Origin of the sequence: Mycobacterium kiyosense (assembly GCA_021654635.1) — a bacterium.
Lineage (GTDB): Bacteria > Actinomycetota > Actinomycetes > Mycobacteriales > Mycobacteriaceae > Mycobacterium > Mycobacterium kiyosense.
In genome coordinates this window covers 1,563,765-1,576,616 of record AP025179.1, presented here as the reverse complement: position 1 = coordinate 1,576,616, position 12,852 = coordinate 1,563,765, and the positions used below count along the sequence as shown (strand labels likewise).

Here is a 12,852-nt window from a genome sequence, read left to right as displayed (position 1 = left end):
TTGCGGTCGACCTGCGGGTCCCAGGGGCGTTGGTCACCCGTCCAGTGCCATTGGTCCTTGAAACCGGCGAATCTCCTCTTGCGAGGGACGCCGGATACGAATTGGATATTCACCGGACGCGCTGTGAAAATCCCGCACCGACGTCCCGGCGATCAGCCCATCGCCCAGAAAATCGCCTAGACAGGAGTCCTGTGAATGGCTGTTCAAGAGGTTTCTTCGTCGCCCGGTTCCGGTCATCCCTCGGCTCAACCGCTGGTTGGGAAAGGGTGGATTCAGGGCGTCGCGCTGGTGATGATCTTCGGCTTCCTGGTGATGGGAATCCTGGCCTACCGGACCTACACCGCAGCAATGCCGATGCCGGACAAGGTGGTCAGTGCATCGGGGCAGGTGTTGTTCACCAGCGAGGACATCACCAGGGGGCAGGAGTTGTACCAGGCCCGTGGCCTGATGCAGTACGGGTCGGTGCTGGGCCACGGCGCCTACCTGGGACCCGATTACACCGCCGAATATCTGCGGCTGGCCACCGACGACGTCACCGGCCAGTTCCGCGCCGAGGGTGTCGCCAACCCGCACGAACGGGTGGTCGCCGAGTTCCGCACCAACCGCTACAACCCCGATACCAAGACGCTGGTCTTCACCGATAAGCAAACGGCCGCATTCGAGCGCATCCAGGGTCACTATGCGGCATATTTCGGCGAGAACTCCACCAAGTACGGGTTGTTGCCGCAGCTGATCACCGACAAAACCCAGATCCGGCAGTTGACGGCATTCTTCGCGTGGACCGCCTGGGCCGCGGCGGCCGAACGGCCCGGCCATAAGTACTCCTACACCAACAACTGGCCGGCCGAGCAGCGCGTGGACAATGGGCCGACCGCAGCGGTGATCGTGTGGTCGGCGCTGTCGCTGATCGCGCTGCTGGGCGGCATCGGGGTCATGTTCGCCGTCTACGGCCGCTGGAGCCAGAAGGTCGGCTGGCACGGTGCCGAGACCTCGACGCTGTCGTTCCGCCAGCCCGGCGAGGTGCCGTTGACCCGGGCGCAACGCGCCTGCATCTGGTTCTTCGCGGTGGTATCCGTGCTGTTTCTGGCGCAGACGCTGCTGGGCGCGGCGGCCGAGCATTATCGGGCCGACCTGTCCACGTTCTTCGGGCTCGACCTGGCCCGCGTCCTGCCCTACAACCTGGCCCGCACCTGGCATCTGCAGCTGGCGCTGTTCTGGACGGCGGCCGCATTCCTGGCCGGCGGGATCTTCCTGGTGCCGTTCATCGCGCGCCGGGAGCCCAAACGCCAAGGGCTGCTGGCCTACATCCTGTTGGGCGCGGTCGCGCTGGTGGTGTTCGGCTCACTGACCTGTGAAGCGCTGTCCATCTACGGGGTGATCCCCGAGGGTGGCCTGTTGTCGCAGCAGTGGGAGTACCTCGACCTGCCGCGGCTGTGGCAGATCCTGCTGGTGGCCGGCCTGTTCATCTGGATCGCGATCATCTGGCGCGGCATGCGGGCCAGGCTCAAGGGCGAGTCGAAGATGAACATGCCCTGGCTGTTCTTCTTCTCCGGCCTGGCGATCCCGATGTTCTACGCGGTCGGACTGCTCGCCACCAGCGACACCCATTACACCGTCGCCGACTTCTGGCGGTTCTGGGTGGTGCACCTGTGGGTCGAGGATTTCCTCGAGTTGTTCACCACCGTGATGGTGGCCTACATGTTCGTGTTGCTCGGCGTGGTGCGTGAACGTATCGCGCTGGGCGTGATCTTCCTGGATGTGATCCTGTACTCGGCTGGTGGCGTGATCGGGACCATGCACCATCTGTACTTCTCCGGAACTCCGGTGGAACACATGGCACTCGGCGCGTTCTTCTCCGCGGCTGAAGTGATTCCGCTGACGTTCCTGACGGTCGAGGCGTGGGCGTTCCTGCAGCTCGGTGCGCGCCAGCAGAGCGGTGACGCCAACCCCCTTCCCGCACCGCTGGGCGGTGATGTTCCTGGTGGCGGTCGGATTCTGGAACTTCCTGGGGGCGGGCATCTTCGGGGTTCCTGATCAACCTGCCGGTGGTGTCCTACTACCAGATCGGCACGGCGCTGACGGCCAATCACGGGCACGCGGCCATGATGGGCGTGTACGGCATGCTCGCCGTCGGACTGGCGATGTTCGCATTCCGCTATGTCATCCCGGCCGACAAGTGGCCGGAGAAGCTGGCCCGAATCTCGTTCTGGTGCATGAACATCGGGCTGGCCTGGATGGTGTTCGTGACCTTGCTGCCGCTCGGCGTGATGCAGCTCTACCACTCCGTCGGCGACGGCTACTACGAGGCGCGGGCGCTGGGTTACATCACCAAGCCGGGCAACGCGGTGCTGGAATGGCTGCGAATGCCGGGCGATGTCATCCTGATCGTCGGTGGGGTGTTGCCGTTCGTCTGGATCGCGTGGACGGCGTTGCGTAACTTCCGCTCCGGCACCACCGTCGACGAGTTGCCCGAGCACCCGCTGTACACCGAGGTGCAAGCGCAACCGGCGGCGAAGGCCTGAGTTATGGCCGCACCGGCGACCACGGTTTGGCTGACAGCCGGTTACGCGCTGGTGCTGTTGGGCATCGGTTGGTGCTTCGACGCGATGGCCCGACACGCTTCGGCGCGTGCGGCGGCGTGGCGCACCGGGCAATTCAGGTACCGCCCGGATCACGACGCCTGGGTGTGCCCGCAGGATCACTGGCTGTGGCCGAGTTCGTTCGACCCCAAGCACCGGGTGATGCGGTACCGGGCGCTGCCGGTGGTGTGTAACAGCTGCCCGGTCAAGTCCACCTGCACCACCTCCGATCACGGCCGCGAGATCAGCCGGGAGATCGACCCGTGGCCGCATTCGGAGGCGGGTCGCTTTCACCGTGGAATCGCCTGCGCTGTAGCCGCATTCGGCATCGTGCTGCCGTCGGCGATGTTGTTCGCCGACCACTCCGTCGCCGACGTGCTGGTGCTGGCGGGTACCATCCTGGTGGTCGGGCTGCTGGGCCTGCCGTTGGCTCGCCATCTGTGGCACACCCCGGCCAACGCGCCCGACTATCTGCCGCACCGCACCGCCATCGAGGACCAGGTGGCGGCCGCGGTCGACCGGTACTCCACCCGCTGGGGCGGCTGGGAAGGCAAGGAGGACAAGGCATGACGGGTGTGGCGATGGGGGCCCTCGCCGTCGTCGTGGTGATCTTGGCGGGGCTCGCCATGGTCTCGTTGGCGGTGCTGCGCGAGTACGAGCGCGGGGTGGTGTTCCGGATGGGCCATGTGCGCCCGCTGTACCAGCCCGGTTTGCGGCTGCTGATTCCCTTGGTGGACAGGATGATTCGGGTCGACCAGCGGCTGGTGACGCTGACCATCCCGCCCCAGGAGGTGATCACCCGCGACAACGTGCCCGCCCGGGTGAATGCCGTCGTCATGTTCGCGGTGACCGATCCACTGAAAGCCATTCTGGCGGTGGAGAACTACGCGGTGGCCACCTCGCAGATCGCCCAGACCACGTTGCGGTCGCTGCTGGGCCGCGTCGACCTGGACACCTTGCTGGCCCATCGCGAGGACCTCAACAGCGACCTGCGCACCATCATCGAGAAGATGACCGAGCCGTGGGGTGTGCAGGTGCGGGTGGTCGAGATCAAGGACGTCGAGATCCCCGAGTCGATGCAGCGCGCCATGGCGCGCGAAGCCGAAGCCGAGCGGGAGCGGCGCGCGAAGGTGATCAACGCGCGCGGTGAACTACAGGCATCCGAGGAACTGCGCGAAGCCGCCGAGACGCTCTCGAAGAGCCCGGCATCATTGCAACTGCGTTATCTGCAAACACTTTTGGAGCTGGGAGCCGACCAGAACTCGACGGTGGTCTTCCCGCTGCCGGTCGACATCATCACGCCGTTCCTGCGCAACCCCGACGTGCTGCGGGACGCGATCGACAAGGTGAATCACCACGGGTAGTCCTGGTCTTGTCCGGGCGGCGGCTCCGCGGGGGCGAAATTCCAGTTGTCCGGGTTGTTCGGTGAGTAGACGACGGGGAATTGCTGTCCGACCACCGGCCATTGGGCGACGTCGACGGCCAGCTGCCGGTGCACGGGGTGTTCGTTGACGGTGGGCCCGTTGATGACCCCGGCGATGGTCACGAACTGCTCACCGACGGCGTCCGGTCGGGGGCTGACGCCGGTCACCAGCAACGTGCCGCCGGCGCGCGCCCCGCGCGGGCCGGGCCGCCGGAAGCGCGGTGCCAGCAGCAGCACCAACACCCCTACCAGCAGGAGCAGCATCATGAATTCCCACATCAGGCCATGGTAGGACTGCTGGCATGGGCCGCAACGATGATCTCGAGTTCGCACTGGAGCTCGCCGACCGGGCCGACGAGTTGACCCGGGCCCGCTTCGGCGCACTGGACCTGCGGGTCGAGACCAAACCTGACCTGACTCCGGTCACCGACGCCGACCGCGACGTGGAATCCGAGCTGCGCGGTGCCATCGCGGTCGGCCGGCCCGGTGACGACGTGCTCGGCGAGGAGTTCGGCGGCACCCCCGCATTCACCGGACGGCAGTGGATCATCGACCCGATCGACGGCACCAAGAACTTCGTGCGCGGGGTACCGGTGTGGGCCAGCTTGATCGCGCTGTTGCAGGACGGCGTGCCGATTGTCGGTGTGGTGAGCGCGCCGGCGTTGCGGCGCCGGTGGTGGGCCGCGCAAGGCGCCGGCGCCTACGCCGCGGTCGACGATGCCCAGCCGCGCCGAGTGTCCGTTTCGGCGGTGGCTGAACTGGATTCGGCCAGCCTGTCGTTCTCCAGCCTGTCGGGGTGGGCGCAACTCGGATTGCGCGACCGGTTCATCGAACTGACCGACGCGGTGTGGCGGGTGCGCGGCTACGGCGACTTCCTGTCTTATTGCCTACTGGCCGAAGGCGCGGTGGACATCGCCGCCGAACCGGAAGTGTCGGTATGGGACCTGGCCGCACTCGACGTGTTGGTGCGCGAGGCCGGTGGCCGTTTCACCAGCCTCGATGGCACGCCGGGGCCACATGGCGGCAGCGCCGTTGCCACCAACGGCCCGCTGCACGGGCGGGTGCTGAACCGCCTGCGCGACGATGTGAGTTAGCTAACACCGCCCTAACTATCTTACTCCGCAGTAAGATAGGGTGGTACGCATCGCCCCACCGACAGAGGCTGCCGATATGACCGAGACACTTCCCGCTTCCGCTTCCCGTTCCCGCGCCAAAAAGCGTGGTGAGGACCAGACGACGATCGGGATGAAGCCCCACAAGCGCACCGGAATCGACGTCGCGCTGGCGTTGCTGACCCCCGTCGTCGGCCAGGAATTCCTGGACAAGCACCACCTGCGCGCCCCGCTGAACCGCACCCTGCGGTACGGCGCCAAGCAGATGTTTTCCACCACCACTGCCGCCACCCGGCAGTTCAAGCGAGTGCAGAACCTGCGTGGCGCGCCGACCCGGCTGAAGTCCAGCGGCAAGAACTACTTCGACCTCACACCGGACGACGACCAGAAGATGATCGTCGAGACCGTCGAAGAATTCGCCGCCGAGATCCTGCGTCCGGCCGCGCACGACGCCGACGAGGCCACCCACTACCCGGACGGCCTGCTCGCCAAGGCCGCCGAGTTGGGCATCACCGCGATCAACATCCCCGAGGACTTCGACGGCATCGCCGAGCACCGCTCCACGGTGACCAACGCGCTGGTGGCCGAGGCGTTGGCGTACGGCGACATGGGTCAGGCGCTGCCGATCCTGGCCCCCGGCGGTGTGGCTGCCGCGCTGACGCACTGGGGCAGCGCCGACCAGCAGGCCACCTACCTGAAGGAGTTTGCCGGCGAGAATGTGCCGCAGGCATGCGTGGCGATCGCCGAACCGCATCCGCTGTTCGACCCCACCCGGTTGCGGACCACCGCGGTGCGCACCCCGTCCGGCTATCGCCTCGACGGTGTGAAATCACTGGTGCCCGCCGCGGCCGAGGCCGAACTCTTCGTGATCGGCGCGCAGCTCAACGGCAAGCCGGCGCTGTTCGTCGTCGAGTCGTCCGCCACAGGCCTGTCCGTCAAGTCCGACCCGAGCATGGGTATCCGCGCCGCGGCGCTGGGCCAGGTTGAGCTGTCCGGCGTCACGGTGCCGCGCAGCGCCCGTCTCGGCGAGGACCAGGCGTGCGACGAGGACTACTCCGAGGCCATCGCCCTGGCCCGATTGGGGTGGGCCGCCCTGGCAGTGGGTACCTCGCACGCGGTGCTCGACTACGTCATCCCCTATGTCAAGGAGCGCGAGGCGTTCGGCGAGCCGATCGCCCGTCGTCAAGCCGTCGCGTTCATGTGCGCCAACATCGCCATCGAGCTGGACGGGCTGCGCCTGATCACCTGGCGCGGTGCCTCCCGTGCCGAGCAGGGTCTGCCGTTCGCCCGGGAAGCCGCGCTCGCCAAGCGATTCGGCACCGACAAGGGCATGCAGATCGGCCTGGACGGCGTGCAGTTGCTCGGTGGCCACGGCTACACCAAAGAGCACCCGGTCGAACGCTGGTACCGCGACCTGCGGGCCATCGGCGTCGCCGAGGGCGTCGTAGTCATCTGAGTGGTCAGCTGACGGGTCGGCTAGAGAACATACTTCTTCGAGCGAAAGATCAATCATGGCAATCAATCTGGAGCTTCCGGGCAAGTTGCAAGCGGTGATCACCAAGACGCATCAGGGTATCGCCGAGATGGTGCGCCCGATCGCCCGCAAGTACGACCTGAAGGAACACGCCTACCCGGTCGAACTCGACACCCTGATCGCCCTCTTCGAGGGGGCCTCGGGAGTCGTTCAGCTTCGCCGGCGCCGACGAACTCCGCGGGGCGGCGACCAAGGAGGACAACCACAACGGCGCCAACATGGCCGCGCTGGTACAGACCATGGAAGCCAGCTGGGGCGACGTGGCGATGATGCTGTCCATCCCCTATCAGGGGCTGGGCAATGCGGCCATCTCCGCGGTCGCGACCGACGAGCAACTGGAGCGCCTCGGCAAGGTATGGGCCGCAATGGCAATCACCGAACCAGGTTTCGGCTCGGACTCGGCGGCGGTGTCGACGACCGCGACCCTCGACGGCGACGAGTACGTGATCAACGGCGAGAAGATCTTCGTCACGGCCGGTTCGCGCGCCACCCACATCGTGGTGTGGGCGACGCTGGACAAGTCCAAGGGCCGGGCGGCGATCAAGTCGTTCATCGTGCCGCGCGAGCATCCCGGTGTCACCGTGGAGCGCCTCGAGCACAAGCTGGGCATCAAGGGCTCCGACACCGCGGTGATCCGCTTCGACAACGTCCGCATTCCCAAGGACAACATTCTCGGCGACCCGGAAATCCAAGAAGGCAAGGGCTTTTCCGGGGTGATGGAGACCTTCGACAACACCCGGCCGATCGTCGCGGCCATGGCCGTGGGGATCGGGCGCGCCGCCCTGGAAGAGATCCGCCGGATTCTCACTGAGGCCGGAGTGGAGATCGACTACGACCGGCCGTCGCACGCCCAGAGCGCGGCCGCCGCGGAGTTCCTGCGAATGGAGTCGGACTGGGAGGCCAGCTATTTGTTGGCGCTGCGCGCGGCATGGCAGGCCGACAACAGCATCCCGAACTCCAAAGAGGCGTCGATGAGTAAGGCCAAGGCCGGCCGGATGGCTACCGACGTCACCTTGAAGTCGGTCGAATTGGCCGGCACCACAGGCTATTCGGAGCAGATGCTGCTGGAGAAGTGGGGACGCGACTCCAAGATCCTGGACATCTTCGAGGGAACCCAGCAGATCCAGCAACTGGTGGTCGCCCGGCGCCTGCTGGGCCTGTCGTCGGCCGAGCTCAAGTAGTCCCGTCGAGCATGCTGCGGGCCAGTCCATAGATGGCGCGCCCGTGCATCTCGAACAGGGCGATCATGTCGACCGCATCACCGCCGATCTCGCTGGCGATGAAGAGTCCGTCGGCACCCGCCACCGCGTACGTCGCCAAATGGTGGATCTGGGCGGCGGTGAGTCCGCCGGCGTACTCGGTGAAGTTGCGCACCATCTGCTGGAACGCCTGGGCGCGAACCTGAAGGAACATCGTGCGGGCGCGCGGTTCGATGGGCCGGCGTTCCAGGGCCAGCATCAACCCGAGCCGGATGAAGTCCGGTGCCTCCAGGAACGCCTTGGCGGCTTGCGTGGCGAGTCCGATGGTCCGTTCTTCGAGGCTGCCTTCGTCGGGGAGCTGCCAGGCGGACAGCCACGCGCCGAAACTGCGCTCGATGACGGCCGCGATCAGGTCGTCTTTATCCTTGAAGTGCCAGTAGATCGAGCTCGCCGGCAACCCGCACTTCTTGCTCACCAGACCGATGCTGGTGCCTTCGTAGCCGCGTTCGGCTGCGATTTCGGTGGCCGCATCCAGGATCCGGGTGCGGGACAGCTCACCGTCGGCGCGGCGTTTGCGCGCCCGCTCGGCCTTCTGCTCGGACGCCGCACTCTTGTCGGTCATGCCACCTCCCCTTGATCCCGCGCCGGCACCTATAGTTACCGTAGTGATCACTACACTACAGGCTTGAGGAGCGGCATGCCCCGGATCGACACGCACCACCACATGGTTCCCGACTTCTACCGCGACGCATTGCGGAAGGCAGGGATCGAGGCCGCAGGCGGGCGAGCCATGCCGGACTGGAGCCCCGAGGGGTCACTGCAGACGATGGCCGAACTCGACGTCGCCACTGCCATCCTGTCGGTGTCCACCCCCGGCACCACGTTTCTGTCCAAACCCGCTGATGCCGTCGCACTGGCCCGCGACCTGAACGACTACGGCGCCGAACTCGTGGCCGCCGAACCACGTTTCGGCTTCTTCGCCACCGTCGCGATGCCAAACGTCGAGGCGGCTTCGGCAGAGGCGGTGCGCGCGTTGGACACGTTGCGCGCCGACGGGGTGGTGCTGCTTGCCAATAACGCCGGGCAGTACCTGGGCCAGGAGGGGCAGGACGAGTTGTTCGCCGCCCTGGACGCGCGTTCGGCGGTGGTCTTCATCCATCCCGCCGACCTGCCCGGACCGCAGGTGCCAGGCGTGGTGCCGTTTGCCGTCGACTTCTTGCTCGACACCACCCGCGCCGCATATTTGTTGGTGCGCAACGGGATACGACAGCGTTACCCGAATATCAAGTTCATCCTGAGCCATGCCGGCGGTTTCGTGCCCTACTCCGCCCACCGGATGGCGATCGCGATCACCGGCGATACCGGCCGCAGTCCGGCCGACGCCTTGGACGACTTCGCCGGCTTCTACTTCGACACCGCGTTGTCGTCCAGCGCCGCCGCGCTGCCCAGCCTGTTGGCCTTCGCCAAGCCGGGACACCTCACCTTCGGATCCGACTGGCCATTCGCCCCGGTTGCGGTCGGCAAGCTGTTCGCCGCGGGCCTGGAAACCTACCCGGGCATCGATCCGCAAACCCGCACGGCGATCGAGCGGACGAATGCGCTCGCACTGTTCCCCCGGCTGGGCCCACCGCAGCCGGCAACGCCGGCACCGGTCGGTCAGCGGATCCGGCGTGCGGTGAGCCGTTCGGTGATGCGCGGCGTGACCAAGCTGATCAACGCGCGCTGACACCACCCGCTATCACCAAATGTCAACTGAGGGACGATTTCTCGCGATTTCCGCCGTCATTGCACGCTCGGCGAAGCTCTGATCTCGGTGGGCGGGTCGGTCTCGTCGGCGAGCAGGTCGCGCTGCCACCATTGCACGTCGTGCCAGGCACCGTGTTTCCATCCGACCCGGCGGAAGTGCCCCACCGGCTCGAAGCCGAAAGCCTCGTGGAACGCGTAGCTGGCCGGGTGCGGGTGAGCGATGCAGGCGAATGCCCGCCGGAAGCCGCGCGCGGCTAGTCGGCCGAGTAGTTCGGTGTAGAGCATCCGTCCGCCGCCGGCGCGAGCCCGGTGCTGCGCCAGGTAGACGCTGGTCTCGACCGCCCACCGGTAGGCGTCGCGCGAATGGAATTGGCTCGCATAGGCATAACCCGCGACCGTGCCGTCGATCTCCAGCACCAGCCATTCGTAGCGCGCCAAGGCGGCCTCGATTCGCGCCGCCATGGTCTCGACGGTGGGCACGTCGGTCTCGAAGGAGATCACGGTGTCCAGCACGTATGGCCGATAGACCTCGACGCACGCCGCGGCGTCGGCCACTGTCGCCGACCGGACCAGCATCAGCCGGCGACGGAGTCGAGCTGGGCGCGCAGCTCGTCGTCGAGTTCGATGTCGGCGACGGCCAGGTTCTCTTCCAGGTGGCGCACCGACGACGTGCCCGGGATCAGCAACACGTTGGGAGCCACGCTCAGCGTCCACGCCAGCGCGATCTGAGCCGGGGTATGTCCCAACCGCTGCGCGGCGCTGCGCACCAGCTCGTTGTTGAGCACCGGATTGTTGGGTCCGCTGAACGCCGAGCCGAGCGGGAAGAACGGCACGAAAGCTATTCCCCGAGCTGAGCATTCGTCCAGCACCGGCTTGGAGACCCGGTGCACGAGGTTGAAAACGTTTTGCACACAGACGATTTCGGTGCGCTCAAGTGCGTGCAGCAGGTGGTCGCGGGTGATTTCGCTGAGCCCGATGCCGCCGATCAGACCTTCGTCGCGGGCGGCGATCAGGACCGAGAGCTGCTCATCGAAAAGCCGGTCGGGTCCTTCGCTTTCGAAAAGTCGCAGATTGACCGCCGCAAGTTGGTCGACGCCGAGGGTGCGTAGGTTAGCTTCCAGGTCGCGGCGCAGCTCGGCCGGGTCGGACAACGGCAGCCACGCGCCGGCGTCATCGCGACGTCCGCCCACCTTGCTGACCAGGGCCAGGTTTTCCGGATAGGGATGCAGCGCCTCCCGGATCAGCTCGTTGGCCACTTTCGGGCCGTAGAACTGGGCGGTGTCGATGTGGTCGACACCGAGTTCGACGGCCCGGCGCAGCACCGCCAGCGCCTCGTCGCGGTCGCGCGGCGGCCCGAACACCCCCGGACCCGGGAGTTGCATCGCCCCGAAGCCGACGCGGGCGACTGAAAACTGACCGAGTGGAAAGCGATCCATAGGTCGACACTAGCGGCGATGCCCACCAGGTAATTTCTTGCGCTCGCCACGAATCCGCCCAGCCGAACCTCCACTCTTGGGACTTTCGGCACTTCTTTGGCCGGTCGGCCCGACCTAACAATTGCGAACAAACGATGTCTGTCGGGGGATGGAGTCTTGATGTCATTTGTGCTGGTAGGACCGCAATTATTAGACACGGCAGTGGCAGATTTAGCGCAGATCGCCGCGACCCTGCAGGAAGGCAATCTCGCTGCACTCCTGCCGACGACGACGGTAGCCGCGGCGGCCGCCGACGAGGTGTCGGCGGCCATTGCAGCGCTTTTCGGAGCGCACGGCCACGCATATCAAGGCGCGTCCGCCCAGGCAGCTGCTTTTCACCAGCAGTTTGTGCGAACCTTGACCGCGGCGGCCGCATCGTATGGGAGTGCGGAGGCGGCGAGCGCCGCCTCCGTGCAAGCGTTGCTGGCGACGCCGCTGATCGGCAGCGCCGCCGGTGAGCTGGCCAGCCTCGGGGCGCCGATCTCGAGTGGCTTCCAGACTTTCGTCTACGGTCCGATCCACTCAGCCGGCCAGGCCTGGATCAATAGCCCGATCGGGCAGGCACTCGACCCGATTATCAATGCGCCCACGAACTTGTTGTTCGGGCGGGCGCTGATCGGTAACGGTGCCGCCGGTACGGCGGCAAGCCCGACCGGCGGCGCCGGCGGGTTCCTCTTCGGCGACGGCGGCACCGGCTACTCGCCTACCAGCGGTGTCGGAGCGACCGGTGGTAGCGGCGGCAGCGCCGGATTGATCGGAAACGGCGGCACCGGCGGCGTCGGCTTCGCCGGCGGCGCGGGTGGTGCGGGCGGTACCGGCGGCTTGCTGATGGGTAACGGCGGCGTCGGCGGCGTCGGCGGCGCCGCGACCATCGCCGGCGGTGCCGGCGGCGTCGGCGGCACCGGGGTCAGGCGTACTTGCTCGGGAACGGCGGGGCCGGTGGAACAGGGGGCGTGGGGGCCACGGGGGTGTGGGGCCGACGGATTGCTCGCGGGCGATTCTGGCGGGACAGGCGGGAACGGCGGCAGCGGCGGCGTCGGCGGCGTCGGAGGTCGCGGTGGGACGCTTATCGGCGATGGTGGCGCCGGCGGAGTAGGCGGCTCCGGTGGACTCGGCGGCACCGGCGGAGCCGGCATCACCGGCGCGCCAGGCGCGGTGGGCGTGAATGCCGGGGCGGGCCACTCCGGTGGGTCAGGCGGTGACGGCGGCCTTGGCGGCGCTGGCGGCGCGGGCGGAGCCGGCGGAGGGGGCGGTGCGCTCGGTGCGGCAGGAGCCGCCGGCAACGGAGGTCACGGTGGCACCGGCGGTAACGGCGGGGTGCCCGGCGACGGCGGCAACGGCGCGGCGGGTGACTCCCGCACATCAACGGCGGTGCGGGCGGCAACGGCGGTAATCCGGGCAATGGCGGGGGCGGTGGCGCTGGCGGCGCCGCCGGCGGCCTGGGCGCTCAGGCAGGCGATAACGGTGGCAGCGGCAACCTGCCCGTCGGTCCGGTCGGCAACGGCGGCAACGGTGGCGCTGGGTCCGCGTCGGGCGCCGCCGGCGCCAACGGTGGCGCTGGCGGGGCCGGCGGCAACGGCGGATCCATCGGCAATGGCGGTAAAGGTGGAACGGGTGGCAACGGTCTGGTTGGTATCGACGGAGGCAATACCGTCGACCGCGCCGGTCAATCCGGTGGGGCTGGCGGTGCCGGCGGTGCCGGAGGCGCGGGTGGCTTGATTTCCGGCAACGGCGGCGATGGCGGCGCCGGCGGCAGCGGAGCCCGCGGCGGTAATGGCGGCAAC

At 67.3% G+C, this 12,852-nt stretch carries 10 protein-coding genes and 2 pseudogenes; 8 read left to right on the top strand and 4 right to left on the bottom strand.

Going from position 1 to position 12,852, the window contains the following annotated elements:
• Positions 1 to 195: 195 nt before the first annotated feature.
• The 3 genes and pseudogenes from L6444_RS07435 (at position 196) to L6444_RS07425 (ending at position 3,943) form a co-directional block, all read left to right on the top strand.
• Positions 196 to 2,522, top strand: a pseudogene (locus L6444_RS07435) (nitric-oxide reductase large subunit).
• A gap of 3 nt (positions 2,523 to 2,525) precedes the next feature.
• Positions 2,526 to 3,149: a hypothetical protein gene (locus L6444_RS07430; RefSeq protein WP_236981536.1), complete on the top strand. Its 624-nt coding sequence runs from the start codon at positions 2,526 to 2,528 to the stop codon at positions 3,147 to 3,149.
• Positions 3,146 to 3,943: a slipin family protein gene (locus tag L6444_RS07425; protein WP_370653094.1), complete on the top strand. Its 798-nt coding sequence runs from the start codon at positions 3,146 to 3,148 to the stop codon at positions 3,941 to 3,943. Before L6444_RS07430 ends, L6444_RS07425 begins: the two co-directional genes overlap by 4 nt.
• On the opposite strand, the gene L6444_RS07420 is transcribed toward L6444_RS07425, so the two are convergent.
• Positions 3,931 to 4,281, bottom strand: coding sequence for a hypothetical protein (locus L6444_RS07420; RefSeq protein WP_236981535.1), 351 nt, complete (start codon positions 4,279 to 4,281; stop codon positions 3,931 to 3,933). The two genes, L6444_RS07425 and L6444_RS07420, sit on opposite strands and share 13 nt — an antisense overlap.
• 23 nt (positions 4,282 to 4,304) lie before the next feature.
• Between L6444_RS07420 and hisN the strand changes: the two genes are divergently transcribed.
• From hisN to L6444_RS07405, 3 genes and pseudogenes are all read left to right on the top strand, one after another.
• On the top strand, positions 4,305 to 5,096 hold the full coding sequence (hisN, locus tag L6444_RS07415) for a histidinol-phosphatase (RefSeq protein WP_236981534.1): 792 nt from the start codon (positions 4,305 to 4,307) through the stop codon (positions 5,094 to 5,096).
• Positions 5,097 to 5,172: 76 nt separating this feature from the next.
• Positions 5,173 to 6,570: an acyl-CoA dehydrogenase family protein gene (locus L6444_RS07410; RefSeq protein WP_236981533.1), complete on the top strand. Its 1,398-nt coding sequence runs from the start codon at positions 5,173 to 5,175 to the stop codon at positions 6,568 to 6,570.
• A gap of 55 nt (positions 6,571 to 6,625) precedes the next feature.
• Positions 6,626 to 7,829: pseudogene (locus L6444_RS07405) on the top strand (acyl-CoA dehydrogenase family protein).
• Here the strand turns inward: L6444_RS07405 and L6444_RS07400 are convergent.
• Positions 7,822 to 8,469, bottom strand: a complete 648-nt coding sequence (locus L6444_RS07400; RefSeq protein ID WP_236981532.1) for a TetR/AcrR family transcriptional regulator — start codon at positions 8,467 to 8,469, stop codon at positions 7,822 to 7,824. The pseudogene L6444_RS07405 and the gene L6444_RS07400 sit on opposite strands and share 8 nt — an antisense overlap.
• A 75-nt stretch (positions 8,470 to 8,544) precedes the next feature.
• Here L6444_RS07400 and L6444_RS07395 point away from each other — a divergent pair, with 75 nt between their 5' ends.
• The gene (locus L6444_RS07395) at positions 8,545 to 9,573 is read left to right on the top strand and encodes an amidohydrolase family protein (protein ID WP_236981531.1); all 1,029 of its coding nucleotides are present in this window, start codon (positions 8,545 to 8,547) and stop codon (positions 9,571 to 9,573) included.
• A gap of 56 nt (positions 9,574 to 9,629) precedes the next feature.
• On the opposite strand, the gene L6444_RS07390 is transcribed toward L6444_RS07395, so the two are convergent.
• Positions 9,630 to 10,169, bottom strand: a complete 540-nt coding sequence (locus L6444_RS07390; protein WP_236981530.1) for a GNAT family N-acetyltransferase — start codon at positions 10,167 to 10,169, stop codon at positions 9,630 to 9,632.
• Positions 10,169 to 11,029, bottom strand: a complete 861-nt coding sequence (locus tag L6444_RS07385; RefSeq protein ID WP_236981529.1) for an oxidoreductase — start codon at positions 11,027 to 11,029, stop codon at positions 10,169 to 10,171. Before L6444_RS07385 ends, L6444_RS07390 begins: the two co-directional genes overlap by 1 nt.
• A gap of 159 nt (positions 11,030 to 11,188) precedes the next feature.
• Here L6444_RS07385 and L6444_RS30465 point away from each other — a divergent pair, with 159 nt between their 5' ends.
• Positions 11,189 to 12,787 carry a PE family protein gene (locus L6444_RS30465; protein WP_459561272.1) on the top strand — a complete coding sequence of 533 codons (1,599 nt, stop codon included), beginning with the start codon at positions 11,189 to 11,191 and terminating at the stop codon, positions 12,785 to 12,787.
• The last annotated feature ends 65 nt before the right edge of the window (positions 12,788 to 12,852 follow it).